Annotated in this window: 29 protein-coding genes and 1 pseudogene; 27 read left to right on the top strand and 3 right to left on the bottom strand. The window is 67.7% G+C overall.

Annotation, left to right across the window (positions count from 1 at the left end; translation table 11 throughout):
* Positions 1-76 precede the first annotated feature (76 nt).
* The 5 genes from ADL03_RS15565 to ADL03_RS47025 all read left to right on the top strand — a co-directional run bounded on the left by ADL03_RS15565 (position 77) and on the right by ADL03_RS47025 (position 3167).
* Positions 77-340 carry a hypothetical protein gene (locus ADL03_RS15565; protein WP_157528725.1) on the top strand — a complete coding sequence of 88 codons (264 nt, stop codon included), beginning with the start codon at positions 77-79 and terminating at the stop codon, positions 338-340.
* Positions 337-756 (top strand): hypothetical protein, encoded by a 420-nt coding sequence (locus ADL03_RS15570; protein WP_053734168.1) that lies wholly within the window; start codon positions 337-339, stop codon positions 754-756. The genes ADL03_RS15565 and ADL03_RS15570 overlap by 4 nt, the downstream gene beginning before the upstream one ends.
* Positions 753-1994 (top strand): tyrosine-type recombinase/integrase, encoded by a 1242-nt coding sequence (locus tag ADL03_RS15575; protein ID WP_053734169.1) that lies wholly within the window; start codon positions 753-755, stop codon positions 1992-1994. Before ADL03_RS15570 ends, ADL03_RS15575 begins: the two co-directional genes overlap by 4 nt.
* Positions 1995-2561: 567 nt before the next feature.
* Positions 2562-2888, top strand: a complete 327-nt coding sequence (locus ADL03_RS15580; RefSeq protein ID WP_053734170.1) for a hypothetical protein — start codon at positions 2562-2564, stop codon at positions 2886-2888.
* A gap of 33 nt (positions 2889-2921) precedes the next feature.
* Positions 2922-3167, top strand: a complete 246-nt coding sequence (locus ADL03_RS47025) for a hypothetical protein (protein WP_157528727.1) — start codon at positions 2922-2924, stop codon at positions 3165-3167.
* Between the two features lie 565 nt (positions 3168-3732).
* Here ADL03_RS47025 and ADL03_RS15585 read toward each other — a convergent pair.
* Complete coding sequence (locus ADL03_RS15585; RefSeq protein WP_053734171.1) at positions 3733-3966, bottom strand: hypothetical protein; 234 nt, start codon at positions 3964-3966, stop codon at positions 3733-3735.
* A 287-nt stretch (positions 3967-4253) separates the two neighbouring features.
* Positions 4254-4772 carry a hypothetical protein gene (locus ADL03_RS15590; RefSeq protein WP_053734172.1) on the bottom strand — a complete coding sequence of 173 codons (519 nt, stop codon included), beginning with the start codon at positions 4770-4772 and terminating at the stop codon, positions 4254-4256.
* A gap of 278 nt (positions 4773-5050) precedes the next feature.
* Here ADL03_RS15590 and ADL03_RS15595 point away from each other — a divergent pair, with 278 nt between their 5' ends.
* From ADL03_RS15595 to ADL03_RS15670, 16 genes are all read left to right on the top strand, one after another.
* A complete protein-coding gene (locus tag ADL03_RS15595; protein ID WP_053734173.1) occupies positions 5051-6133 on the top strand; it encodes an AAA family ATPase in 1083 nt (360 codons plus the stop codon).
* A 522-nt stretch (positions 6134-6655) separates the two neighbouring features.
* On the top strand, positions 6656-7042 hold the full coding sequence (locus ADL03_RS48420; RefSeq protein WP_053734174.1) for a hypothetical protein: 387 nt from the start codon (positions 6656-6658) through the stop codon (positions 7040-7042).
* Positions 7032-7913 carry a PP2C family serine/threonine-protein phosphatase gene (locus ADL03_RS15605; protein WP_082373182.1) on the top strand — a complete coding sequence of 294 codons (882 nt, stop codon included), beginning with the start codon at positions 7032-7034 and terminating at the stop codon, positions 7911-7913. The genes ADL03_RS48420 and ADL03_RS15605 overlap by 11 nt, the downstream gene beginning before the upstream one ends.
* A 138-nt stretch (positions 7914-8051) precedes the next feature.
* A complete protein-coding gene (locus ADL03_RS15610) occupies positions 8052-8342 on the top strand; it encodes a hypothetical protein (RefSeq protein WP_053734176.1) in 291 nt (96 codons plus the stop codon).
* Between the two features lie 130 nt (positions 8343-8472).
* Positions 8473-8598 (top strand): hypothetical protein, encoded by a 126-nt coding sequence (locus ADL03_RS50230; RefSeq protein WP_255353368.1) that lies wholly within the window; start codon positions 8473-8475, stop codon positions 8596-8598.
* A gap of 170 nt (positions 8599-8768) precedes the next feature.
* Complete coding sequence (locus ADL03_RS15615; RefSeq protein WP_053734177.1) at positions 8769-9134, top strand: DUF2493 domain-containing protein; 366 nt, start codon at positions 8769-8771, stop codon at positions 9132-9134.
* A gap of 596 nt (positions 9135-9730) precedes the next feature.
* On the top strand, positions 9731-10147 hold the full coding sequence (locus ADL03_RS15620) for a hypothetical protein (protein ID WP_053734178.1): 417 nt from the start codon (positions 9731-9733) through the stop codon (positions 10145-10147).
* A gap of 320 nt (positions 10148-10467) precedes the next feature.
* Positions 10468-11055: a hypothetical protein gene (locus tag ADL03_RS15625; protein ID WP_157528731.1), complete on the top strand. Its 588-nt coding sequence runs from the start codon at positions 10468-10470 to the stop codon at positions 11053-11055.
* Positions 11056-11849: 794 nt separating this feature from the next.
* Positions 11850-12356 carry a hypothetical protein gene (locus ADL03_RS15630; RefSeq protein ID WP_053734180.1) on the top strand — a complete coding sequence of 169 codons (507 nt, stop codon included), beginning with the start codon at positions 11850-11852 and terminating at the stop codon, positions 12354-12356.
* Positions 12357-12549: 193 nt separating this feature from the next.
* A complete protein-coding gene (locus tag ADL03_RS15640) occupies positions 12550-13497 on the top strand; it encodes a bifunctional DNA primase/polymerase (RefSeq protein WP_063798584.1) in 948 nt (315 codons plus the stop codon).
* 334 nt (positions 13498-13831) lie between these two features.
* A complete protein-coding gene (locus ADL03_RS49630) occupies positions 13832-14011 on the top strand; it encodes a hypothetical protein (protein ID WP_053734183.1) in 180 nt (59 codons plus the stop codon).
* Positions 14012-14158: 147 nt separating this feature from the next.
* Complete coding sequence (locus ADL03_RS15650) at positions 14159-14431, top strand: hypothetical protein (RefSeq protein ID WP_053734184.1); 273 nt, start codon at positions 14159-14161, stop codon at positions 14429-14431.
* Positions 14432-14433: 2 nt separating this feature from the next.
* Positions 14434-14898 (top strand): hypothetical protein, encoded by a 465-nt coding sequence (locus ADL03_RS15655; protein ID WP_053734185.1) that lies wholly within the window; start codon positions 14434-14436, stop codon positions 14896-14898.
* A 421-nt stretch (positions 14899-15319) separates the two neighbouring features.
* Positions 15320-15535, top strand: a complete 216-nt coding sequence (locus tag ADL03_RS15660; RefSeq protein ID WP_053734186.1) for a hypothetical protein — start codon at positions 15320-15322, stop codon at positions 15533-15535.
* A 187-nt stretch (positions 15536-15722) separates the two neighbouring features.
* Positions 15723-15935, top strand: coding sequence for a hypothetical protein (locus ADL03_RS15665; protein ID WP_053734187.1), 213 nt, complete (start codon positions 15723-15725; stop codon positions 15933-15935).
* Between the two features lie 491 nt (positions 15936-16426).
* Positions 16427-17023 carry a hypothetical protein gene (locus ADL03_RS15670; protein ID WP_157528733.1) on the top strand — a complete coding sequence of 199 codons (597 nt, stop codon included), beginning with the start codon at positions 16427-16429 and terminating at the stop codon, positions 17021-17023.
* Positions 17024-17026: 3 nt separating this feature from the next.
* Here ADL03_RS15670 and ADL03_RS45440 read toward each other — a convergent pair.
* Positions 17027-17772 (bottom strand): annotated as a pseudogene (locus tag ADL03_RS45440) (IS5 family transposase).
* Positions 17773-17996: 224 nt separating this feature from the next.
* On the opposite strand from ADL03_RS45440, the gene ADL03_RS15685 reads away from it, so the two are divergent.
* From ADL03_RS15685 to ADL03_RS15710, 6 genes are all read left to right on the top strand, one after another.
* Positions 17997-18968: a DNA-processing protein DprA gene (locus ADL03_RS15685; RefSeq protein ID WP_197288367.1), complete on the top strand. Its 972-nt coding sequence runs from the start codon at positions 17997-17999 to the stop codon at positions 18966-18968.
* A 276-nt stretch (positions 18969-19244) separates the two neighbouring features.
* Entirely contained in the window at positions 19245-19778 is a 534-nt protein-coding gene (locus ADL03_RS15690) for a hypothetical protein (protein WP_053734191.1), read from the top strand.
* 368 nt (positions 19779-20146) lie between these two features.
* On the top strand, positions 20147-20458 hold the full coding sequence (locus ADL03_RS15695; RefSeq protein ID WP_053734192.1) for a hypothetical protein: 312 nt from the start codon (positions 20147-20149) through the stop codon (positions 20456-20458).
* Positions 20459-20811: 353 nt separating this feature from the next.
* Positions 20812-21063: a hypothetical protein gene (locus ADL03_RS15700; protein ID WP_053734193.1), complete on the top strand. Its 252-nt coding sequence runs from the start codon at positions 20812-20814 to the stop codon at positions 21061-21063.
* A 76-nt stretch (positions 21064-21139) separates the two neighbouring features.
* Positions 21140-21982: a hypothetical protein gene (locus ADL03_RS15705; RefSeq protein WP_053734194.1), complete on the top strand. Its 843-nt coding sequence runs from the start codon at positions 21140-21142 to the stop codon at positions 21980-21982.
* 1281 nt (positions 21983-23263) lie between these two features.
* Positions 23264-23929: a Crp/Fnr family transcriptional regulator gene (locus tag ADL03_RS15710; protein ID WP_197288368.1), complete on the top strand. Its 666-nt coding sequence runs from the start codon at positions 23264-23266 to the stop codon at positions 23927-23929.

Genomic DNA, 23929 nt, shown 5'->3' on the forward strand with positions numbered 1-23929 from the left:
GTGCAGTTCGTCCGCGTAGCGGTCGCGGCCGGCCCGGTCCGCCGCGGCGGTGGCTTCGGCGCGCTCGAGGCGGGTGGTGAGGTCCTCGACCTGGGACGAACTCGTTGACGACGCCCTGCCGGAGTCGGCGGAGCAGGCGCGCTTGTCGTTCTACCGATTGGCGGCGCGGGCCGCGTTCCTGCACCGCCGGTTCGACGAGGGCAACATCCGCACCGATCTGCTCGCCGAAGCCCTACGCCAGGCCGATCGGCTCAACTGGCGCTCGATCTCGACCAAGCGTCTGCGCGCACTCGCGCGGGGCGACGCCACGGCACTGCCCGCCGCGGCCGCACGACGATGACCACGCTGGTCGCCGCGACCCTCGCCGGGGGCGTGGCCAGGTGCCGGGCGGGTGCCAGCGGTGCAGCGCTGCGTGCGCTGCTAGACAGCGCGGCCGCCGAGGGCCCCGCAGTCCAGCAGCGGTTTCTGCGTCATCGCCAGACCGGCACGGTGCACGTGCGCTGGCCGGCCGATCCCCGCGCGGCCGTCGAGGTGCTGGCCTGGTCGGAGCTGGGCGAGGTGCTGGCCGCGCCGGTGGCCACGCTGTGCGGGTACGCGGCCCGCCACAACCGCGACGGCCGCGGTGACGCCGCAGTGCCGGTGTTCGTCGACGAGGATCTGTGCGGCAACTGCCATCGCGAACAGGGCCCGCACACGGTGCTGGCATTCGAACACTCGACGCCCCTACCCCACGAGGTTGAGGAGGCCCGCTCGTGACCGCCGCACTGCCTCTGCCGGTTCCGCGCGCGGTGCCGGCGATGCCCACGAAGGAACCCAGTCCAGCGGAGCTGACCGACGTGCTCGCCGAGCTCGTCGCCGGGCTGCCCGCCCTGCCGCCCGACACCGGTGATCGGTACGGGCTGCGCGCGCTGACCAGGGTTTTCCTGAGGCAGCTCAAGACGCACAACACCCGCCGCTCGTACTGGCGCGGGCTGGGGGAGTGGCTGTCGTACTGCGACTGGTACCGGATCGACCCGATGTCCGCGCGGCTGCTCGACGTGGACGAGTGGCGCACGGACTGGCTCGATAGCGACACCCCGCAGACCGTGCGCAACCGGCTCGCCGCTGTCTCCGCCTGGTACCAGTACTTGATCAACAATCAGGCGTGCGAGGTCAACCCGGCCAAGCTCGTCGCGCGGCCCGAACGAGAAGGGCGCGATCCCAAGGTCCTGACCAGCGAGGAGATCGGGCGGCTGCTGCACTACGCCGTCACCGAGGCCGAACGGCTCGGCACGGAGGCGGCGCTGCGTCGGCTGGCGGTCATCGAGCTGATGCTGGTCACCGGTGTGCGGACGGGAGCGGTCCTGCACGCGACATGCGGGCCCGGCGGTGACCTGTTCAGCACCGGAGGCCACCAGGTCCTGCGGTACCGCAACAAGGGCGGCAAGGAGAAGCTCGCCGTCGTACCGCCCTGGAGTATGCGGAGCCTGTTCGCCTACCAGACAGCGCGCGCCGCGCGCGAGGGCGTCGATGTCGACCAGCTGGCCGGGATGCTGTTCGTCACCATCACCGGCACGGCGCTGACCTCCCGCGACATCCGCAACCTCGTCAAGGAGACGGCGACGGGCGCCGGCTTGTCGGAAGTCGACCGCATCACCCCGCACACCCTGCGGCACTCCGCGGCCCACCTGCTCCTCGATCAGAAGAAGGGCCTGCTGGAGATCATGGACTTCCTGGGGCACGCCGACCCCCGGACAACCTTGATCTACCTGGCCAGCCGAAACCTGCTCGACAACAACCCCTCGTACGGCCTGGCTGGCGCGCTTTCCGACGCCGAAGCCAACGCGGCCCGCGAACCAGACCGGGCCGCAGACGACCGGCGCCGGGCCACCCCGCCACCCGAGATCATGCGCGCGCCCGAGAACGACCCGTCCGTGAACACCGGGGACCCCACCGACTGCAGCGGCGCCGTGGTGCTGACGTTCCGGCCTCGGCGCACCGGAACCGGCGCTTAGCTGACGGAGGGTGACGATGCCCGCCAGGAACGCCGACGACTCGAATGATCATGATTGATCGGAAGGGTCCCCCGCACGCCGTGCGGAACCATTCGCTCAACGGGTCGTACGACGACGACGCGCTCTTGGGTTGCCACAGCCCACGGCGGGGGCGGCGGGACGGTCCCCCTCGGCACCGAGGAGTGACCGCGACACCGTCGACGCCCCGACGGTGCCCTGTCGGAGTGACACCTCCGGCAGGGCACCCCAGATTCCCTCGACGCCGACGGCCGCTGCCGCGGTCGATCATGGCGTCGCCGCTCGAGCGGATATGGTATTCGTCGACCCTGGTCACGGGCGTGGTCTAGCGGATCTGTCGCTTCGCTCCGGATCTGGTGGCTCTTCGGCCGATGTGGCGGCGTACGTGGCGGGTGCTCGCCGGAAGTGACGAGGACGGCGGCGCTGGCGGGGCCGCCTCGCGCCGCAGCCGATAGGCGGTGGAATCTCAGCGGAAGTGGCGGGCAAGGATGGGCGCTCGGCATGAAATGCGCAGGTGGGCTACACGCCTCGGCAGCTAGGAGGCTTTCCGTGACCAGCTACGACGAACAGAAGTGGCGCGAACACAGCGTCGAGGCGGGCTGCCGTGCGGCCGAGGACCTGGTGGCCAGCAAGCACGTGGCCGTCGCCGGACACCAGGTCCTGGCGGCAATCGGCTTCGTGTTGGTTGTCTTTACGACGTCTGGGCTTCTCGGCGAGCCCGTGCTGTTGCGCCATGTTCTCACCTTGCTGGGTGGCGTCGCGATCGGGTTCGGGCTCGACATGGTGGGCCGGGCCCGCGGGCAGCGGCAGATCGTACAGCTCTGGCGGAAGTCGCTGGAGCGGCCGATGCCGACCGACGACGATCCGGCCGTCTGATCCCATGCAGGCGAAACAAGTGGGGACGACCGGTTGAAGAACTGGACCAGGCGACTGCCCGAGTGGTGCTGCTACCTCACGCTGCCGCCGAAACTCGCGGACCTCGACACCCCCGACGACGTGTTCCGGCCGCGCGGGATCTACGTGCACTTGGAAAGCAACGCCAACACCGGTCGCCCCGAACTGCGGCTGCTGCTGGATACCGACGGCACTGGGGGCTCGCCCCGATCCCCGTCTACCTCGACCGGTCAACCCTCGGCGCAGCCATCGCCGACATGAGCGCGGTCAGCGACGCTGCGGCCGCTGGCGCCTACAGCGTTGACCTGCGGTCGGTCGGCGGCCCGAGCACCATCACGAACATGCTCGACCGCTACAACGCCGAAATTCACCGCCAAGACCACCGGCGCGGACACGGCGGGCCATGTGCGGCGGCTTGCTCAAGCAAGGGGGATCGAGCTGGAAGCCGTGGCGGCTCGGGGTGTCGGCACCGTCGTTGCGCCGGCGGCTCGCCGCGGAGGGGACGTCGTTGCGCGAGCAGCTGCTACGCGAGCAGGCGGTAACGCCGCCGGTGCGGGGCGGAGAGTCGGTGGGGAGTTGGCGGTGCGCCTCGGATACTCCGAGGTGCTGCTCCACGACGTCGAGGACGAGTTCACGGCGGGCTAGCAGCAGAACGGCGAGTTGATGTTCTGTAACTCCTGCTGGCTTTCTACTCCCTGACCTCACACGACGTCACCGCCGAAACGCACATGATCACCGGTCGCCGCCGTCGGCGTGACTACCTGCCACTGGCACGCAAAGCCGTGAGGTGCCGATCCACATCGGACGATCCTCACATCGTTCCGGCTCAGCGGCAGGGGAATTTGAGGTCCGGCCTCGCCATCCGTGGCGGCTGAGATGGCGGGCCCAGTATCTCCCTCAGCGCCTCGACCCGGTCGGGCGGGAAGCCGTTGACCGCCAGGGCCTCGGAGAACAGCAGCTGCACGCAGGCCGTCAGCGTGGTGCCGTCGAACGCGCGAGCGAGTTCGACGGTCAGCCCGGCATCACCGCTGTGGATCGCAGCCCCGATCGCCAGGTCCATCGACGCCTCGGCAGGCTGAGTAGACGGTCTGCACCTTGCGGTGGTAGGCCGTGTAGGCGGCGCCCCGAGCCCTACCCGGTCAGCGGGGACGATGATCCGGACCTGGACGGCCTTGCCACCGTCGCCGTCCAGAGTGCGCCGCAGGGCCGTACGCACGGACTCGTCCAGCTCGGCGTAGATGGGATGGCGACGAGATTGCCCATGGCCATCAGGTCTCCTGTCGTTCCTCGGTGCACCCAGACGTCCAGCAGCTCGCCCGTCGTCCATTCTGGATCGTCGGCAGGGATCTAGCTGGCGCACCACTGCTGCAGCACCGCGGTGTTCGCGGCGATCCGTCGGCGGCCAGCGCGCACCGTCGCGGCGGCCGCGTCCCGGATCACCTTCAGCTCCTCCCAGGTGTGCGCCCGCTTGCGGCGCGTTCCACGCCGAGCCAGCGGACGGCGTCGCGGCCGCTCGAGGAACACCCAGGTGGCCTCCGGCAATCCGGGAGCCCGGCGGATGATGGCGGACAGCACCCGTCGCGTGTGGACGTCCCCGGCCCACCGGGTCCACCACGTAATGGTGATCTCTGCGACCGACGTGACCGGTGGCTCAGACGCCGTCGCGACGTTGAACAGCAGCCGGAGCGTCCGGCCGTTGGTCCGGTAGGTCTCCGCGCTGTCCCAGCCGCGGCCTTGCTCCGCGAATGCGGTCGCCAGAGCCTGGAGGAATTTCCACGGGCCCTGAGCTGTCCCGGAAGTCCCACATCCCAGAGCCTCGCCGCTTCCGCTGACCGGCCGGACCACCAGGCCATCGGCGTCCAGCACGGCCGCCCTGCGGTAGTCGGCCGGCCGTCCGGGTTCAGCCGAGGGCTGGTGATCTGCGCGAGGCCGATCAGACCGGCGCAGGTTCGCGGCGATGAACCGGCCCGAAAAGCGTGGGCCGGAACCCCGCCGCCCCTTCGGGCCCGCGCCGGCTGATATCCGTCACAGATCACCAACCTCCACGGTCGTCCCCGGCGACGTTTTCGCCGACGCGGAAACGGACCGCGCGGTGATGTCACTGCACAGCAAATTGTTGTCACTTCCTGCGAAAGCGAGCGACTATGCCTGCTTCTACCATCGTTGCCTCCGGCGGCCAGTTCCGTCTGTACGACAATTCCGTACAGACCTTCGACCGGCTGCCGGTGGCCACCTACGCCATCGGCTTCTCCAAGATGACCGGCTACAGCCTCCGCCAGGTCGCCCCGCTCGCCCCCGGTGAGGAAACCGTCTACGGCTCCCACGTAGAGCGAGTGGACCGCATCGTGCGCGCCTACAAGGACATGGACCGGTCCCTGGGCGTGATCCTGTCCGGTGACAAGGGCATGGGCAAGTCGCTCATGCTCCGGATGCTCGCCGAGAAAGCACGCGAGCAGCTGGAACTGCCCACGGTTCTCGTCCAGCACTCGACCCCCGGTCTGGCGTCTTTTTTGGAGAATCTTGGCGAGGTAGTCGTCGTTTTCGACGAATTCGAGAAGGTCTTCGGCAGCAACGGCGAGGACGAGGCTCAGAACCAGTTCCTCAGCCTCTTCGACGGACTCAGCGTGACCAAGCGACTCTACGTCCTGTCGGTCAATAACCTCAGTCACGTCAACGAATTCATGCTCAACCGCCCCGGCCGCTTCCACTATCACATGCGGTTTGCCTACCCGGAGCCTGAGACGGTTGCCACCTATCTACGCGACCAGGTTCCTGCGATCGGCGATGCCCAGGTCGAAGAAGTCGTCGAATTCTCCCGGAAGTACGACCTGAACTTCGACCACCTGCGAGCGATCGCTTTTGAGCTGCGGCGAGGAGAACTCTTCGCCTCGGTGATCGGCGACCTCAACATCAAGCGCAACGAACGCGGCAGTTCCTTGGTGAAGGCCCGCATCAGCTGGAAGGACGGCGACACGGACGTCCTCACCGGCGCCATCGACCTTTTCGACCGCGGCGTCGTGCAGACGATCAACGACTACGAGATCGGCGTGAGCGTGCGGTTCCGCATGCGTGATGCAGTGTCGACCAACGAGGGCCACCTTCTCCCGGCCGGAGCCTTCGAGGTCATCGACTTGCGGAGCGATGCCAGCAAGGCACAGGACGGCGAACTGCCCGACGTGGTCTCCGTCGTGCTTACCCGCGCCCGGGAACGCTCGATCGACTTCTGATCCAACCGCAGCGGTGCAGTGCTGGACACGCACGACTCGCAGCGCTGCACCGCGCACCGACCTTCAGTCCTCGGTGACGCCCTCGCAGGTCGAATGGCACCTCCGAGGTCGCCGTGCACACAGGACGGTGCGTGCGCACGCTGGACCTGATCGCGGTGGTCGAACACCGCCCAGCCGAGCACGGACGCCCCCTTACGGGGTCAAGGCCGCGCCGCTGCGGTCGGCTGCGCCGAGCCTGACCCGTCAGGGGCCGTCTGTGCTCCAGCCGCGGTGTCCACGACCACCTCGACGAGTCGTCGGCATCCCGTTGCCTGAGCGAGTGCCGCCTTTCAGGAGTCACCGATGAAAACCCGACCAACCTCAACGTCCCCCGTGGCGTCTCCGGCAAGCAGCGGCTGCTCTACCTGAGCCTCACCGACGCCCAGAAGGTCATCTACCGCCACCACTTCGACGTGATCGGACAGCCCGCCGGTCTCTGCTACACGGCCGCGATCGCGGAATGCTCCGAAGAGGACGTCCGTCGTGGCTGACTTCCGGCTTCCCTACGACGCTGCTGACGGCACGGCGCTTTCGAGCACGATCAGCGGCGAGGCTCACATCGAGGTCCTGCTCGCCCGCCAGACCGCTTACCAGGGCGCGCACCTATACGGATTCCCGCCGCTGCTGGAATGGATCGTGCGTGACGAGGACACCCACTGCGTGGAGCTGCCCGCGCCAAAGCGCACGACGACTCCCCGCGTCTACCGCAGTGCCGCGTCGATTCGCTGCGAACTGGAGCGAGTCGACGCGCAGCTCGCCGCGATCGGCGCCGGCGGTCCGATGGACCGCGGCCGCCAACCCGTCGCCCTTCGCGCGCAGCAAAGCAGCCGCCCGCGCGGGGCGCACTCGACTCGCGCGAATGGATCGTGACCTGGAGCGCCCCTCCGGGCTTTCACTGCCCATGCAGCACGTGGCCAGTCCACAAACAGCACAGAAGGAGACCCACATGCCCACGAACAGTGCACGGACCGATGACGCGGCCACGCCGGCCAGCACCCCCTCCTCGGACGACCAGCCGCTGGTCCGGTGGCGAGTTGGCCACGCCACTCATATCGGATCCCGGTCGAGTAACGCAGACAGCTACCGTTTCGGCTCCCACATCACCGGTCGCGCCGTATTCGCCGTCGCCGACGGCATCGGATCCAAGCCTGGAGCAGCCGAAGCCGCCCGGATCGCCGCGCGCACCACGATCAGCGCCGCGGTCGCGACCGGCACCGCGATGCAGGCACTACTGGAAGCCAGCCACCATCTCGATCTCGAACAGCCAGGTGGATCGTTCGGGGACACGGTCATGGTGGTGGCGGTCATGAGTCCAGCCACGACACCTGGCACCGTCTCGTGGGACATCGCGTGGGTCGGAGACTGCCGCGCCTACCTCCTCGACGCCGACGGCCTGCGCCAGTTGACGCACGACCACACCAAGGGCCAACGCCTGCGTGATGCCGGCATCGACGAACTGACCGCAGCACGTTTCGACAACATCGTGCTGACCAGCGTGCGCAACGCCATCAACGACCCGGCCGGGATCGGCACAGCGTCAGTGACCAGCAAAGGACACCAACGCCTGCTGCTGGTGAGCGACGGAGTGAGCAAACCACTTCCCGACGACATGATCGAGTGCGCGCTGACCGAGTTCTCCAACCCCAAGGAATGCGCCCGTGCCCTTGTCGAGCTCGGCGTTCTCGACGACCGCGCCGACAACGCGACCGCCCTCGTCGTCGACACGATCATCGCCTCCTGACCACCCGCGATGGCGCCGCCGGCCGGGCTGTGCTGACGCCTCGCCCGCCCGGCGCAGCAGCGCCCACGAGCAGCCCCTCGATCTGGCCGCGACCACCTGCCACCCGCCATCGCGCGGTGCTTACCGAACGGACCCGTCATGGCTGTTCTGCACCCCGACCTGTCCATCGACCCCGAGCCCAGCTCGACACCCGTGACCGGCCTGACCAGCCACGGCCACATCCAGACCAGCTACCACGCGCTACGCGAGCGGTTCGGCGAGCCGGACCGCCGGTTCCCGCACCTGCGCAACATCGGCGTCTGGGTGCTCGACACCCCGGCCGGGCGCGTGAACCTCCGTCGCCTCAACGAAGTCCCCGACTCCGCCGGTGACCGCGACGTCGAATCGGCCTGGATGATCCTGGCCACCACCGACGCCGTGCTGCCCTAGATCTACAAGGCCGTCACCGGGTCGACCGCCACGTTCCCCGCCGGTGCCCGGCAGCACTTCTCCGAAACCACGCTGCAGAGCTTCGCCAACGCCTACATCAACTACCTGTACCTGCGGATGAACGGCGAACTTGAGGCCCGCCCGTGGCCTCTTCGAGTTCGCCGGGTACGTGGGCACCCTCGGCGACCGGTTCAGCGCCCAGGTGCTGCACGCCAGGTCGGACTGGATCGCGGCTTCTCAAGGGATCGCAGCGTGACATGAGGCTCTGCGTCAGAGTCTTCGCAGCTCAGCGCCTCGACCCAGAAGCTTAGTGATCACTACAGGTGTTGTGCAAGGCGTGGGCGGTCGGTGCGGCCGCGTTTGACCCGCCATCAGGGCCTGAGCGACGAAGTTCTTCGACAGCAACGAATCTGGAGGTTATGGGGGATGGGGCTGCGCATTTTGATCACGGGCTCTCGGACGTGGGCCGATCGAGCGATGATCCGTGCGGCGCTAGCCGAGGTGTGGAACCCGGACTCGGTTCTGGTGTCGGGCGCGTGCCCGAACGGCGCTGACGCGCTCTGCGAGGCGTGCTGGGCCCATTGGGGCGGGAAGATCGAGCGTCATCCAGCGGACTGGGACCGTTATGGCCGGCGCGCTGGGTTCGTGCGCAATGAGGAGATAGTGAAGGCTGGCGCGGACGTGTGCCTCGCGTTCATCCGAGGCAACTCGGCGGGTGCGAGTAACACGGCGAAACTGGCGCAGGAGGCGGGGATCGAGACGAGGATCTTCCGCTCCGCGATCACGACGTGACCGCGGAGCGGCGCTGATCAGCGACTTCGGTTCAAGCTCGCGATGAGTTCGCGGTTGGCCGAGCGTGCGGCGTCGAGTTCCTGATCGCGTTACTCGAGGCGATCGGTGAGTCGCACCCCTGACCACGACATGCTCCTGCGCTTGCAGCGCGCCCACGTGGCGCCCGGCGAGTACCCGGTTGCGCGCACGCGCGCCACGCGCGAGGCCGGACGCTAGCAGTTCACCGGCAATCACCTCAGCCCCGGTAATCCCAGCTTCCCAGGGGTTACCGGTGGTGATCGGCACATCCGTGCACCGGGTCACGCTCGATCCCAGGTCGGCAGGGGCGGCGCACTCTAACCGCTGTCGCAGTTGCGCCCGTGGCACCGCCAGCCCAGGCGACGCAGGTGAGACGAGCCCTTGCGGGGTCGCGCTGCGCGCGATCTCACCCGGTCGGCCGAGCGCACCACCCCGGCCGGTCCGAGCCAGCGGTTGATCGAGACGAGCCCCCGAACCAGGGGAGTCGAGCCGACCAGCCGCCTTGCTGGTCCGCACACCGGCGCCTTCGCCAAACGCCGGTGACACTTTGAACGCCAGTGAAAGGACACCAACATCCTGTGAGTGCGACCCTTTCCGACCCCGCAGCTGTCGACTGGTCGAACCAGCCCGGCCTGTACGTGAGCGTGTACCGACTCGCCCTCGACATCCCCACGCTGGCCGACGGCATCAGCCACCGCTGCGGGCACACCACGGTCAATGGCGTGATCGACGCCGAAACCCGCAGCCGTCCGGTGCTGCACCCGATTCCACCCAACTGCCGGTCGGGCGTGCCGAATCCGGACGCTCCGGCGATGTGGATCTATCAGGGCTTCGACCAGGTATTTCTGGTACCCGCGACCCACCTGGTCGACAGCGTCCCCGACCTGATAGGGCTCAGGCACGGCGGGAACTTCGCCTACCGCGACGATCCTCGCTTCTACCAACTCGTCGGCTTCGACGCGGCGATCAAGATCCACGATCACCGCGAGTTCTGACCCGCATCGAGTTCGGGTGACCGTCCTGGCCACTGGCGCTTCCGCCACACAGCCATCTTCAGCTGCGCGCACTGCAACGTCACCCGCGTCCCGACCGCGAACACCGGTGCCGAACTGCGCCGCGCCCGTGAGCTGGCCACGGACCACTCCCGGCACGGCTTCCACGCCGGCGCCCTCACCGTCTATGGCGCCTAACCGTCCCCGCCGGCCGGTCCCGCAGCTCCGGGACCGGCCAAGTCCGCCACCACACCCTCGTCCACGCGCCGGACCCGGTGCGGCTTCGCCGTGCCGGCGTTCGCCGAACCCCCACTGGAGACCCTGTGATCGCCCGCCTAACCGCCAGGATGCCGTTCGCCCGCGGTGACGTGTGGACCGTGTGGGCCGGGAGGCCCACGCTGGCTTCCCCGGTGCAGCTGCGGATCGAGGAAGGCACCGTCGTCGCCACGCCGAACCCGGCATGGCTCGGCGGCCCCACCGTCTCCCTGCGTCCGACCACCGGCAGGCTCGACAACGCCGTCGACCGAGACCTGGCCGAGTTGCTGCTGTCCGTTCCCGGCGTTCGCTCCGAGGATTGGGCGATCGACGCGGCCGGCTCGGTCGACGTCCCGGTCGCCGAGCCGAGCACGATCACCGACGACGAGGTCACCCGGCAGGTGACCGACGAACTGGTGGTGCATCACACCGACCGATTCGAGGGCTGCCTCTCCCCGTCGATGGTCAACGGAGTCGGCGGCCCTGTGCGCCAGGCCGACGTCGACCTGACCCTCCCCGAGTGCACGCAGCTCGTGGTCGCGCTGGCGTCCTTGCAGTACTGGCGGTTCGAGCTGAACACCCCGTTCGCTGCAGCGGCGACGAAGCGCCGCGGGTTGCGGCGCGCTCGCGGCCTTCGGGGCCTCACCCGTCACTGACCGCACGCGTGTGGCCCGTCCGAGACCCGGCCTCGGTGGGGCCACACGCGTGTTCCGCCGTGCCTGCCACCGCCCTCGCGAACCGGAAACGAGCTGCGCGGGCTCGACTTCGCCAAGGCCTGCGGCCCCGCGGTGTGCGCAGCGATGACCTGCGGCCAGCTGGGCCAGATGTGCACACCCGCCGGAAGGCCCGCATCCCTGGACGGGGTCACCTGGGCAGCGGCAACGGCTGCTTCGGCCGCGGGTTCCCCGGCGAACAGCGCTGGTTCGCATGGCTGCAGCGGCACACCGGCCGCTGCCTGTGGGCGACCGCGCCCGAGGTGTTTCTGTCTGCTTCCGGTCGTGGCGACGCCCGCACGACGCTGCAGCGCCTACGAGGCGTTCGACGTATTTCTCGGCGGCTCGACAGCCTGAAAGCTCGGTCCGCACGCCGCTGAGCTGGCCGTCGAGGCCCAAGCGTGCGGGTTGACCGTGCACATGGGCCGCCGCAACTGCCCCCGCCGCCTGGCCTTCGCCGCCGAACTCGGCTGCACCTCTGCGGACGGCAAAACCGTCCGCTGCGCTGCAAGGGCGCCTTCGGCGTCGCACGCATTGGGCCTGCGGCCCATCTTTCCGCTGTGCTTCCGACCCCACCCGCACAGCTTCCCGTCCCCGCAACACCACCCGGAACGGAGAGCCACATGGACCTCACGATCACCCCACCACCCGGATACAGCGCAGTTCCGGATGCGAGGTGGGCGTGGGCCGATCCCAGCTGCGAACGCTGTCACGGCAGCGGAACCGTCTGGCACACGGTGTACGAACACGATCTCGACGGGCGGGAGTACGACCCCGAGGAGATCATTCCGCTGTACAGCGAGCCCGACGACTGCGACTGCCGGTGGACGCCCGACGACGACATCCTCAAGGAACTCAACCGGCGGTACTGGTCCTGGGGCAACCCCGACCGGGCCCGCGACGCCTGGGACGGTATCGCGAAGGCCATCGGCCCCCGCCGCCCCGGCGGCCGGTACTGGAGCGGGTACTGGCAAATCAGCTACACCGTCGTCTCGATCGACTACTCCTTCCACGACGAAGACCCCGCCAGCCCCGCCTGGCAGATCACCGTCAAGTGGGACGGCGGCCGCCGCACCACCCACTGCACCCCCTGGGACTCCAGCCGGGACTCCTGCCACCGGCCGGCCGCGCGCCACCCCGGTCCAGCGCCCGTGCCTGCAGAGCTGCGCTTCTCGTCACCGGCGCCCGCAGGCGTCCGTCGTCTCTGGTCGCGGCTGGCCACCTGGCTCCAGCCGCGCCGCTGACCACAGGCGTCACCGGGCGCCCCTCGGGCGCCCGGTCCACCGCCGGGTGATCCCCGAAGTCACGCCCGCGCCGCACGACGCCCCGTCGACGTCACCAGGGCCGCCCACGGCGACGCCAGAACCCCGCACAACGCAGACGTTCTGCGCCATAACCATCCCGCCGTCTACCCTGCGCCCGAAGGAGATCTCGACCATGACCACCACACAGACAAGACGACGCTCCACCTCACGACCGGTCACCCGACCCCGGCTCAACGCCGCGCTCGCCGCGGCCCGTCGCGGGTGGCCAGTATTCCCGCTCTACCCGTTCTCCAAGCGACCCGCGATCAAGAAGTGGGAGAACCGCGCCACCTGCGACGAGACCGCGCTCGCCGCATGGTGGGACACCGCCCCGTACAACGTAGGCGTGGCCTGCGGTCCCGCCGGCCTGGTTGTCCTCGACCTGGACACCGTTCACGGCGCCCCGCCAACCGAGGACTGGGCCTGCCTCGAGCTCACACATGGCCGTGATGTCCTGCGCATCCTCGCCGAACGCGCAGGCCAACCGGATCCCACGGACACCTACACAGTCATCTCACCCGGCGACAGTGAGCACCGGTACCTCAAGGCCCCGCCTGGCATCGAACTGCGCAACACCGCCGGTGCCGCCGGCCGTGGCCTCGGGCCCCATCTCGATGTGCGCGCGTCCGGCGGCTACATCGTCGCCGCAGGCTCAGTACGCAGGATCAACGGTACGCCGCGGTACTACCGCGTTACCCATGATGTCGCGCCGGCACCGCTGCCGCAGTGGCTGGTCACCGCGCTCACCCCGCCACCTCCGCTCGAACGCCACCCGGTCCGGCTCGCCGCAGGCACCAGGCTCGGCGCTTACGTGCACAAGGCACTCGACGAGGAGACCGCGCGCATCACCAATGCCGCATCAGGCACCCGCGCCGACATCACGTTCAAGGCATCGGCCAAGGTCGGCGAGCTCGTCGGCGCCGAGGTGCTCGACGAGGCCGTCGCCGTCGAGGCCCTACTGGCGGCTGCTCGTGCACACGTCGGAGTGGACGGCTGGACCGAGAAGGAATCGCTGCACCACATCGCCAATGGCATCGCCCGCGGGCGCCTGAACCCTCGTGCGATCGACCTGTCGCGATGACCACCACCTCGGTCTGACTGCTCAACGAGGCTGCGATAACAGACGGTGCCTCGCCGGTCGGCAGGGGGGCGCACCCGCCGGCCGGCGGGAAACACCTGCGCTGTGCGTGATGGCACGCGGCCCCCCGACACGTCGACCGTGAACCCCCGGGCCGTAAGGAAGTTCCCATGCGTACTAGCTTCGGACCGTCGCCGAGGTTGTGGACGCACACGAACATCGAGGCGCCCTTCAGGTTTGCGATCACGGCACTGAACTACCTACTGAGTCGGACGGCTGTGCCTTACAGAAGCTCCGACATGCCGTACGCCCGCTGATCCTGATCGCTGTTCACGTCTTGCTGATCATCTCCGCTCCGCTGGCCCAGTGTTCGCCCTGCTGCTCGGGCACCACCGCGGGGCTCTTCGACGAGCTGCACCCGTCGTACCACGCCGTGCTCATTGCCCTTGCCCTGGTCGCGTTCATCTGGGTGCGCCTCCTGGCTACCGTGCCGGCCGTACTCCTGCTGGGCGTCTGAGACCCAGCCGAGCCTCCGCCCACACCACTGCCTCCCACCAGGGCCGCCGATCGACAGCGGCCCCTGCCCGCGGGTTGCCTACGACTCGGCCGTCACGCGGCCGGGCCCGCTCTCTCGTCCACACCACTCACCAGAAAGGAGCAAGCCGTGCAGGAGAGCACTCACCTCGTGCGCGCGCGGTGCACCGTGTTCACCGACGACACCACCGGCTACCAGGTCGGCGCGATGTACGAGCTCGAGACCCCCGCGTGGTTGTGTTGGGTCGGCGAGGTCCACGACTTCGGCGGCGATCACCCGGGCGGCACCCCGTACGACCCGATCATCTTCGGCACGTTCGCCGCCGACGATGAGGTGCGCGACGAGATCGGCCGCCGGGTGAAGGCCGCCCGGTCGGCTGAGAACGTCGAGATAGGTGACTGATCGTGGGCACTTCCACGTCCGGCTTCGTGACGTTCCACGCCTGCCCGCCACACCGAGTCCGCCGGGTGTTCGACCTCCTTGAGGAGTACGGCTTCGCCGACCCCGACGACCGCCCCAGCCCCCTGGCTCTCGACCTCGACGAGAAGTACGGCAAGGAAGAGCCGCTGGAAGCGGGCTACGCCGTCCGTCTGGCCAACGAACTGGTCGACGGTGCGCCGGAGGTCGCGTTCACCGCCTACGAGGAGCCCTACGAGGATCAGCTCGGTACGACGTGCTCGTACGTTCCCGGCCTCGGCAAGTTCACCACGCCCTGCGACAACTACGGCCGCGCGTTGTTCGGCCGGGACGAGGTGCTGGCGTGGCTGGCCCTGCCCGCGGAGCAACGTGCTGCGAAGCTGGGTATGCCGTGGGACGCCGCGATCGCGGCGATGCCCGCCGGCAGCGTCGAGGAGTCGGCCGACGCCTGACCCGCACCACCCGCGAGAACGCGCGCACCTTCCGGAAACGGCCTGGGTGCGCGCGTTTCTTTCATGACGGGTACCACAGAAATAATTGTGCGTACGGGACGGCAAAGCTGTTTTCTGCGTGAGCGGCAGAATAGGATTGAATTACAAGATCAAGAAGCCGATTAACCGGAAACAGGGAGGCCGAAATGGACGCCAACACCACCGTTCCCATCGACATCACCGACCACGTCAGGGCTTGCGGCGAGGCCCCCCTCCGGCGTCGGCGACTGAATCCTGATCGACTCCGGCGGCTGCTACCTGCCTGCGCTCCGCGACATGGACTGGGCCTACGTCCCGCGCTGCTCAACGTCGACGCGTACTCCCTGTGCCCTGGGTTCCACATCTGAGGCTGATCACCCTCACCGGCAGAAAGGATCGCAGGATGCCGATCTCCCCGCTCAGGAAGCTGAACCGCAACATGAGGGCCACGACGCTCATCCGTCAGCTGACCCAGGACGAGAAGGTCGCGCTGCTGCGCGGGTTCCTCATGGCGGTCGAGACGGGTCTCGTCGACGCCGACGAGGTTCTCACCACCGGCCAGAAAGCGGAGATGAAAGACCTGTTGTCGATCATCGAGAAGCACTGGAGTGGCGCCTGAACCCCATCGACTCAGTGACAAAGGCCGGTCCAGGTGACCGGGCATTGGTCGTCTCCGGAATTGCGTGACGGATACCACAAAACAATTGTGTGTGCGGGACGGTAGAACTGGCTGCAGGGCGAGCGGTGAAATAGTATTTCAACACAAGATCAGGAAGAAAAAAGCCTCTCGCGAAAGCGAGAGCGACATGACCCGCACCCTCACCACCCTCACCGACATCACCGGTGGCGAGCTGCAGGTGGGTCAGATGGTGCACCTCGACGGACGCGCCCGCCAGGTCCTGTTCGTCGGCGCGCTCGACACGGACGGCTACCGCGAGGTGCGGTTCGACGGCTTCCACACCGCGCTGCGTATCGGCGGCCACTGGGCCTACTCGCTGGTCACCGAGACGCCCGCCTGACGTCCCCGCCGGCGGGCCACCAGGTCCGTCGGCATCCCGACCGCCCTCCGACCCGGGAAAGGGGCCCACGGCCATGACCCGCACCCACACCACCGTCGACGTTCACCCGGAGGTCGTCGCCCGCTTCCTGGTCGAGGGCGACGTGTTCGTGTTCGACGGCCGCGTGTGAACCGCCGACGACGCCGCGGTGGTCGACCTGTCCGGCATGGCCGTGGTGAACGTGGTGGCCGACGGCGTCTCCGCGTGGGTGGAGATCCCTCGGTTCGTTGCGCGGCATCAATGCCACCGCGCCGGCCGATTCGAGCGCCAATCCTGCACAGACGGAACTCCGCTGACCGCTGAGACACCGGCGATCCCGCCTGCACGACAAATACCTCGGCCCACCTCGGAGCGGCTGGCTACCTCGACCGGGATTGAACCGGGTATCCGACATGACCGGTGAGGCGGTGATCCCTTTCTTTGCAACCCTTTCGTAGAGAGCGAGCCACTTCATGTCACCTTTGGTGCTGACCCAAGATGACGTCGATGCATTCTGTGCGGCTGAAACGGTGCTGCTGGCACGGCGCGAACGCCGGTTCTACCTGTTGCTGATGATCGAGGTCGGCCGACGCAGCTCCGCGCAAGGCGTGACAGCGCGCGAGGCAGAGCTGTTCACCTGTCAACTGCCGGAAACCGAACAGCGGGGACGAGTCGTGCCCTCGTTGGGCACGATGCACGGCACAGAACACAACGGCCACGCCCCGTGGTCCCTCGATGACCACCCGAACGCGACAGGGGAGCTGCTGGTCCACTCCGCGCGAATCAACCCACGATGGGAAACCATCGCGCAGCTGGTGCAGCCGGGAGACATCATCAGTCTGCAGTTCACCGGCAACACCCAGCCCCATCTGCTCAACCACGGGCAGGTACGGGACGAGGTCGAGCTCTTGATCTGCCGCGAGGAGCACACGCTCACCATCCTGATTGAAGCGACAGTCGGCGCCTCGAACCTGGCACGCACGGTCCGCTACGACGGATACCCGCACGGCATCAACCCTCACACGGGACGGATCCGCACACCTGCACCTGATTGTCGCTGCCTGCCTTAGTGATCAGTTCAGAATGAGTTTGCGCAGGCAGATGATCGAGCAGGCGAGGCTGAGTATGGCCTGGTGGACGTCGACTCGTCGTTCGGTGCGGACGCGGAGTCGGCGGAAGCCTGTGAGCCAGGCGAAGGTGCGTTCGACCGGCCAGCGGACTGTGCCCAGGCCGCAGCCGTGGTCGACGCCGCGGCGGGCGATGACGGGTGTGATGCCGCGGGCGCGGACCAGGCGGCGGTACTTGTCGTGGTCGTAGCCGCGGTCGGCGCAGAGCCGGCGCGGACGGCGACGTGGCTTGCCGACCACGCCCCGGATCGGTGGGATGGCGTCGATCAGCGGAATCAGCTGGGTGACGTCATTGCGGTGGCCGCCGGTCAGCGTGACGGCCAGCGGGACGCCGCTCGCGTCGGTGATCAGGTGGTGCTTGGAACCGAGTTTGCGGCGGTCAACCGGGCTGGCCCGGTGTGGTCCCCCCTTTGAGGGCTCGGAGATGGGTGGAGTCGACCAGAGCGGCGGACAGGTCCAGCAGACCGGCGGCGCGCAGTTCGGCGAGCAGTAGCTCGTTCAGTTGCTGCCAGACGCCGGCCTCGTGCCACTCGGTCAACCGCCGCCAGCAGGTCGACCCCGAGGCACCGAACAAGGCGGTGGGCAGCCGGTTCCAGCCGATCCCGGTACGCACCGCGTACAGGATGCCCTCCAACGCGGCCCGGTCGTCGGCACGCCTGCGACCTGGATAGCGGAAACCCCCTGGGGGACATCGGGATCAACGGTTCCAGCCGAGCCCACAGCTCGTCGGTCAGGACCTCCTCACGTACACCGTGATCTTGGAATGTCCTGTCCCGCAGACAAAGCCGACACGCCAGCTCATTTTGAACTGATCACTTAGTACGAAGAGCTCGCGGCGCTCTGCCGCCACCGCGAGCGAACCTGCCAGCTTGCTGCGTCGGCACAAGACCGCCGCAACTCCTACCATTTCCGGAGCATGACGATGATCGCAGGAACAGAGCAGTCCGCCGAAATCCGCTTGGCCAGGGCGCACCTGTCCCGGCTGGCCGATTCTCTCCACGGTGCGCTGGCTGCGCTCGTGGCCGAGGTCGGGCCTGTGGAAGCGTCACGCAGGGTCCGCTGCGGCGATGTCGCTTTCACCGCGAAGAGCACGATGTCCGCCAGTGAAGCCGAAGACCGCGCGCATCAGGACTTGGAGCTGATCACGTCCCGCGGCGGGCGGTTGGTGATCCCCGAGGACGAGGAGTGGCCGGCCCGAGCGTTCGCGGAGCTGTCGGAGGAGACGTCGGAGGCCGATCGGCATCATTCAGTCCCGCCCGCGCCGCTGGCGCTATGGGTTCGCGGTCCTCACGCGCTGGCCGATGCCGTGGACAAGGCGGTAGCGGTGATCGGATCCCGTGCCGCCAGTGGATATGGCGTCCACGTAGCGAGCGAGTTCGGCTACGGCCTTGCCGAGGGCGGCGTGACAGTCGTCTCCGATGGCGGATATGGGATCGCCGACGCAGCACATCGTGGTGCGCTCCAGGCCGAGGGCGTCACGATCGCTGTACTGGCTGGCGGTGCTGACGTTGCCTACCCTGCGGGCCAGCAACGCCTGCTGACTGCGATCGCGGAGCGGGGCCTGGTGATCAGTGAGCAGCCACCGGGAGTTACTCCCGCGCAGCATCGGTTCCTGACCCGCAACCGCCTCATCGCGGCGTTGGGAGCGGGGACCGTCGTGGTCGAGGCGGGGCGGCGGAGCGGGGCGAAGAACACCGCGGCGATCCTGGCGCTGGGGCGGGTGCTGATGGCGGTGCCAGGACCGGTCACGTCCGTGACGTCGATCGGCTGCCACGAACTGATCCGTGGTGGCATCGCTGTTGCGGTGGGCTCTGTCGCGGAGGTCGTCGAGTCGGTGCCGAGCTTCGGCGCCAGCCCCACTGGAGTCCCTACTGGGGACGGCGCCTGATCGATCCGGACGCAGTGTTGGCTGGATCAAGGCATCGCTTCGGTCTTGACCCCAGGTGCCCGCGGCGGTGGCGTGCAGTCGGTCGGGGCGACGTAGCAGGTCGGCCAGACCGGCATCCAGGTCGGGCAAGAAGGAGACGTCCTGAAGTGCGCGTAGCCAACGCAGCGAAACCGGACCAGGCAGTCGCCGTCGGCAGCGACGTTGCCGGCATCTGTCAACCCACACCCTCCCTTGTGGCGGGTGACCGTATCCACTCTTACACCGAGGAGGAGAGCGGTGTCTTCGGACCCCGTACCACCCATCCCCGCCTGGCTCGCTGATCGACCTACGGTCGGCGGGCTCGTCGTCCCGTGGACAACCCCGGAAACGCAGGATGGACGACACGTCTTCGGCAGCCTCCATCCTCGCTTTCGCGACGCGCTCAAACGGAGACTGTGCGGCGTATGCGGCAACGCGCTCACGCGCCCCATGGTGCTGCTGATGCGCTTGTCCGACCTGCCGCTCAAGGCGACATCGGAACCGGCACTGCATCCGCAGTGCAGCCGCTACACCACCCTCGCGTGTCCCATGGTCGCCGGCCGCAGGACCCACTACCGTTCCACGCCCGTCCGACTCGACTCATCCATGACCCACTCTGCCGACACCGGGTCCCGCCTCGGCGCGCCGGCAGAGCCCTGGTTCGCCGTGTGGCTGAACGGCTACGACGTCATCGAGCTCAATGGAGCGCTGGCCGCGTCGTACCGCGAGATCGAGCCGTTGCGGATCCGCCCGATCAACTTCACGTTCTCGTTGTCCGATCTTCTGCGCTGACCGAGCGGCACCGCTGCCGGGTTCGCGCTCGAATTACGCGAATCCTTACTCGGCATGGCCTTGCGGCGGTCTAGTCCCCGCACGTCACGGCAACCGAGACACCGTGATCGGCCGAGAAGTCTCGTACACCAATGTGGACGTCACAGACGTCAAGTCCGGTGGCCGGGTCGTGTGCTTCCTCGCGGACGCGTTCGCCTCCGTGACCGTTATCAGCACTGCGACCCGACCAGTCGACCCTACTCGCCACGGGCATGGAGTGTCGTACCGGTTGGTCTTCGGGTACGCGTACACGCCGTGGCGGATCGACCAGTCACACATGACATTCGACCTCAATCAGCAGGTGCCCCGCGGACTTCAGGGAAACGTGAGTGTCGTGCCTGAACTTCTCCGTGGCGTTTCCGTACCACACAGAAGTGTTCTGTGAGGAGGATGTTGCTTCCGGCCGCCGGACTCGAGCGGGGCCGACTCGCTTCCAGCCGGACGGCACCTTCTCCACCCGCGGCGGCACCGGACGCACCGCCGTGTTGTCGGAGGTCCAAGGCAAACGTGCCTGCCTCAAGATCGACTTCCGCGACCTGGCCATGGACGGCGACCGGGTGCAACTGGGGGAGGCCGACGCCGGGGGCACCCTGACGATGTTCAACCGTGACGCCGAGGAGACAACGGGGTGTGCAGCTTGACCGCCCGGTTGACCTACGCCGAATTCGAAACGCTGCTGTGCCAGGCCATGCGCATCGCCGGCGAGCGCTCGCACTTCGCAGACCACCTGAGCAGACATGGAGAATGCTCGTGACCCTTTCCCGAGCCACAAGGCCCGCACGAGGGGCGCGCCGACGACCAGGTCAACGGCGCGTTCGACCTTCTCGCGCGGTTCGAAAGCCGCCGCCCCGATGATGAACACCTAGCGCCGCGGCTTCAGCTGGTACACGCGGATTGCGACGGCGTGCTCTGTGACATCGAGCCGGGCGACACGTTCGACATGCTCGCGCGCACGGCGCGCGAGCACTGCTGCGGCGAGGACGAGGTGGCCTGAGTGCGAACGTGGTCACACGAGGCTGCCGGCTACGCCCAACTCATCGCCGGGATGGAGCAGGCAGGGCTACTCACCGACGACACGATCGCCGGGATGGGTGAGGACACCAACTACCTCACGGAGCAGAAGCGTCGTGCGGTGGTGTTATGGGAGGAGGTGCAACGGCACGCCAACCCCCACCAGTGGCTGAGCGATATCGACAGTGCGAATCCCGACGATGTGGCCGACGCCCTGGGCGCGCACGCCGAGTGACGAACTCCCGAACTGCGTCGCTGATCAAGCTGCAATCTGGCCGGACATACAACGTCTCATCCGGGAAAGGAAATTAATGCGGTACCAGGTAGATGAACAGGACCAGGCCATCATCGCCAAGCGTATGGCCGCGCTCGACGCGATGACCGGCCCCCGCGTCGGCGACTGGGTGCACTTCGCCAACGACGTGCGGTGGCGCATCTCGAGTGTGATCGCCTACCCGGCCGACGGTGATGGGCCTGTCGTGCACAAGGTGCAGACCAGCGAGGGGGGTAGCTACTACCTCGGCTTGGGGTACGTGTCGATGAGTGGCAGCCTCGAAGACCCGATCCCGGTCTCCTCGCTCACCTTGACCGAACAGACCATCGATGCCTGCCTGTGGATCTTCCACCACGACCTGCCCGGCGGGAGCCGGGGCGTGCGCTTCACTCGCCCGATGCGGGTGTATCGGTGCGCGCTCCCGGCACCAGGGACCGATCCGAACTGGAGGCCACCGGCGCGACCGGCATCCCGTGAGGACCTCATGCGTTCGATGACCCTGGAGCACCTTCCTGCGCAGGGTGTCCTGTTCCGGGGCGAACACGAACTGCCGCATATGAGTCAGGTCCTGCGCCGCGACCTCACCGGCCAGAAGATCCTGTTCGCGATGCACTACGGATATGGCAGACGGGCGTTCGGATACGTACGCGGACCCGGACACGGGGAACTGTGGACCTTCCTCGTCTACGCACCGGGCCATCCAGGGACCAACTGGACGGCGTTCGCCACCGAACAGGATCTCCGCAACTTCACCGAGGCATACGATCTGAAGATCCACGGCTCGTTGACACCCGGTGGACGCTTCGAATTGGAGCTGCCCTCGAACACCGACCGATGGCGACCTGCCGCGGTGTCCACGCCTTCCGGGCCGACGACCTGACCCCACCCGCCGGCCAAGACGACCTCCTGGCCGGCGCGGGCCCCTCGGCAGACGCCACCAGTGTGCCCCGCCGGCCGACCTTCCGAAAGGAAGTCCGAGTGCGCGCAAATCGAGCAAGCCGAGCGAACATGTCATCGAGCTCGGCCAGAGTGCGATCACAGCACCGGCCCTCCCCGGTTGGTCTAGTGGTGGCAGCAGTTTCTGCAGGTGTGGTCAGCTGTGACGAGTACGGCCGGCCCGTGGTGAGGAGGTCCGACGTCCTGAAGTGGATGCCGCTTCCTACGGAGCTGCGCGAGAGGAACTTGGGCGTGCCGTGGCAGACCGCGATCGCACCAATGCCCGAGGGCAGCGTCAGCGAGCCGGAATCCTCCGCAGCTCGGTAATGCCGCCGCACCATCCCGTTCATACCGCTCTCGGTGTGGCGGACGGCCGGACCGTGTCGTTCACACGCACGGGCGCCGATCGACTCCACCCCACTTATTAGTTTAGCCACGAAAGCCTGATACCACGCCGACGACCATGACGGGCAAGCCGCAGGCGTCCGCGCCGCACTGCTGGGCCCATGTTGCAGAGCAACGCCCAGACCGCCGGAGTGAGTGCCGCGGCTGCGCTGGACCTGCGGGCCGGCTGCTGCCAGTAGCCGCGATCCGTGCCTTGTGTCCGCACGCCACCCCGCTGCACGCATTCGCGCCATGCCACACCCCGGAACGTTCTTGTCGTGCTGCGAAGCCGCGTCGACAACGAGCCTTACGGCGGCGTCGAGTTCAAGGTGCACGTGACCGGCCCGGTGCAGTACGCCCCTCTGGACTGTCCAAGGGTTGAACAGTTCCCCATTGCTGTTTGCACAGTCAGTAAGACTGACGTGCCACCGGCCCGGTTTTCGCAGCATCGCCGTCCGACAACCGGTTAGGCCGTCCGACTTCACCACCGTGTTGATGCGGACCTGCGACACCCTGCACATCTCGGACTCGGCGGTGGATTCTGGGCGATCCTGCCCGCCAGCGCCGCACTCTTGCCGCCGGACGTGCTGATCAACCAGGCCGGAACGCCTCGCGCCGCCGAGGCATTCGACCGGCTACCCCCACCTCGCTGTAGCCACCTCGCCGCCGATACGGCGGCACACCCGGTCACCGCACTCCGGACCCGGCCCTGCAGTACAGGGGCCGAGTTCTTGGCGCAGCAATCACCAGCACGCGTTGTGGCCGTCGGACACGCGCGGCCCCCGCCATGGACAGGCCTGCAACACAGCACGAACACCTGCCTCACAGCGATTCGGAGTACATGATGACCACCTTCACTGCCGCGATCACCACCGATCCCACCCTCATCGAGTTTGCCGCAACCTATGGCGCGGTGCTCGAGTTCCCGCCCTGCCACATCATCTTCGCCCAGGGCGAGCCTGGATATGAGCTCTACATCATCCAGTCCGGCAAGGTGAAGATCGTTCAGCGCGCGCACAACGGCCGCGAGAACCTCGTGATGGTCCACGGTGTGTCCGAATCCTTCGGCGAACTGAGCCTCGTCGACGGTCATCCGCGGGAAGCCACCGCGACAACGGTCACCGAGACCCGAGTGACCGTCATCGACCGCGCCACGCTCAGGCAGTGGCTCGCCGCCAAGCCCGAGCTCGTCGAGAACATGATGCAAGTTCTGGCCAAACGCGTCCGTCGTGTGAGTTCTCAGCTCTCCGATCACATCTTCATCGACGCGGCTGCCCGCCTGGCCAAAGTCCTGCTGCTGCTCTCTCAGCGGTTCGGCACCTACGAACGCGGATACCTGCGTGTCACCCATGACCTGACCCAGGAAGAGCTCGCCCAGTTCATCGGCTCCTCCCGCGAAACCGTCAACAAGGTCTTGAGTGACTTTGCCGGCCGCGGCTGGCTGCGTGTGGAGGGCAAGAGTGTGCTGATCCTCGATGTTGACAGCCTGGCTCGCCGGGTCCGCTAG

The sequence above is a fragment of the Nocardia sp. NRRL S-836 genome (assembly GCF_001279525.1).
Taxonomy (GTDB): Bacteria; Actinomycetota; Actinomycetes; order Mycobacteriales; family Pseudonocardiaceae; genus Lentzea.

Coding starts and splice junctions, on each gene's coding strand:
- ADL03_RS15570 (WP_053734168.1), top strand. CDS start 337: ATGACCACGCTGGTCGCCGCGACCCTCGCCGGGGGCGTGGCCAGGTGC.
- ADL03_RS15585 (WP_053734171.1), bottom strand. CDS start 3,966: ATGGACCTGGCGATCGGGGCTGCGATCCACAGCGGTGATGCCGGGCTG.
- ADL03_RS15595 (WP_053734173.1), top strand. CDS start 5,051: ATGCCTGCTTCTACCATCGTTGCCTCCGGCGGCCAGTTCCGTCTGTAC.
- ADL03_RS15605 (WP_082373182.1), top strand. CDS start 7,032: ATGGATCGTGACCTGGAGCGCCCCTCCGGGCTTTCACTGCCCATGCAG.
- ADL03_RS15610 (WP_053734176.1), top strand. CDS start 8,052: ATGGCTGTTCTGCACCCCGACCTGTCCATCGACCCCGAGCCCAGCTCG.
- ADL03_RS15615 (WP_053734177.1), top strand. CDS start 8,769: ATGGGGCTGCGCATTTTGATCACGGGCTCTCGGACGTGGGCCGATCGA.
- ADL03_RS15640 (WP_063798584.1), top strand. CDS start 12,550: ATGACCACCACACAGACAAGACGACGCTCCACCTCACGACCGGTCACC.
- ADL03_RS15660 (WP_053734186.1), top strand. CDS start 15,320: ATGCCGATCTCCCCGCTCAGGAAGCTGAACCGCAACATGAGGGCCACG.
- ADL03_RS15665 (WP_053734187.1), top strand. CDS start 15,723: ATGACCCGCACCCTCACCACCCTCACCGACATCACCGGTGGCGAGCTG.
- ADL03_RS15670 (WP_157528733.1), top strand. CDS start 16,427: ATGTCACCTTTGGTGCTGACCCAAGATGACGTCGATGCATTCTGTGCG.
- ADL03_RS15685 (WP_197288367.1), top strand. CDS start 17,997: ATGACGATGATCGCAGGAACAGAGCAGTCCGCCGAAATCCGCTTGGCC.
- ADL03_RS15705 (WP_053734194.1), top strand. CDS start 21,140: ATGCGGTACCAGGTAGATGAACAGGACCAGGCCATCATCGCCAAGCGT.
- ADL03_RS15710 (WP_197288368.1), top strand. CDS start 23,264: ATGATGACCACCTTCACTGCCGCGATCACCACCGATCCCACCCTCATC.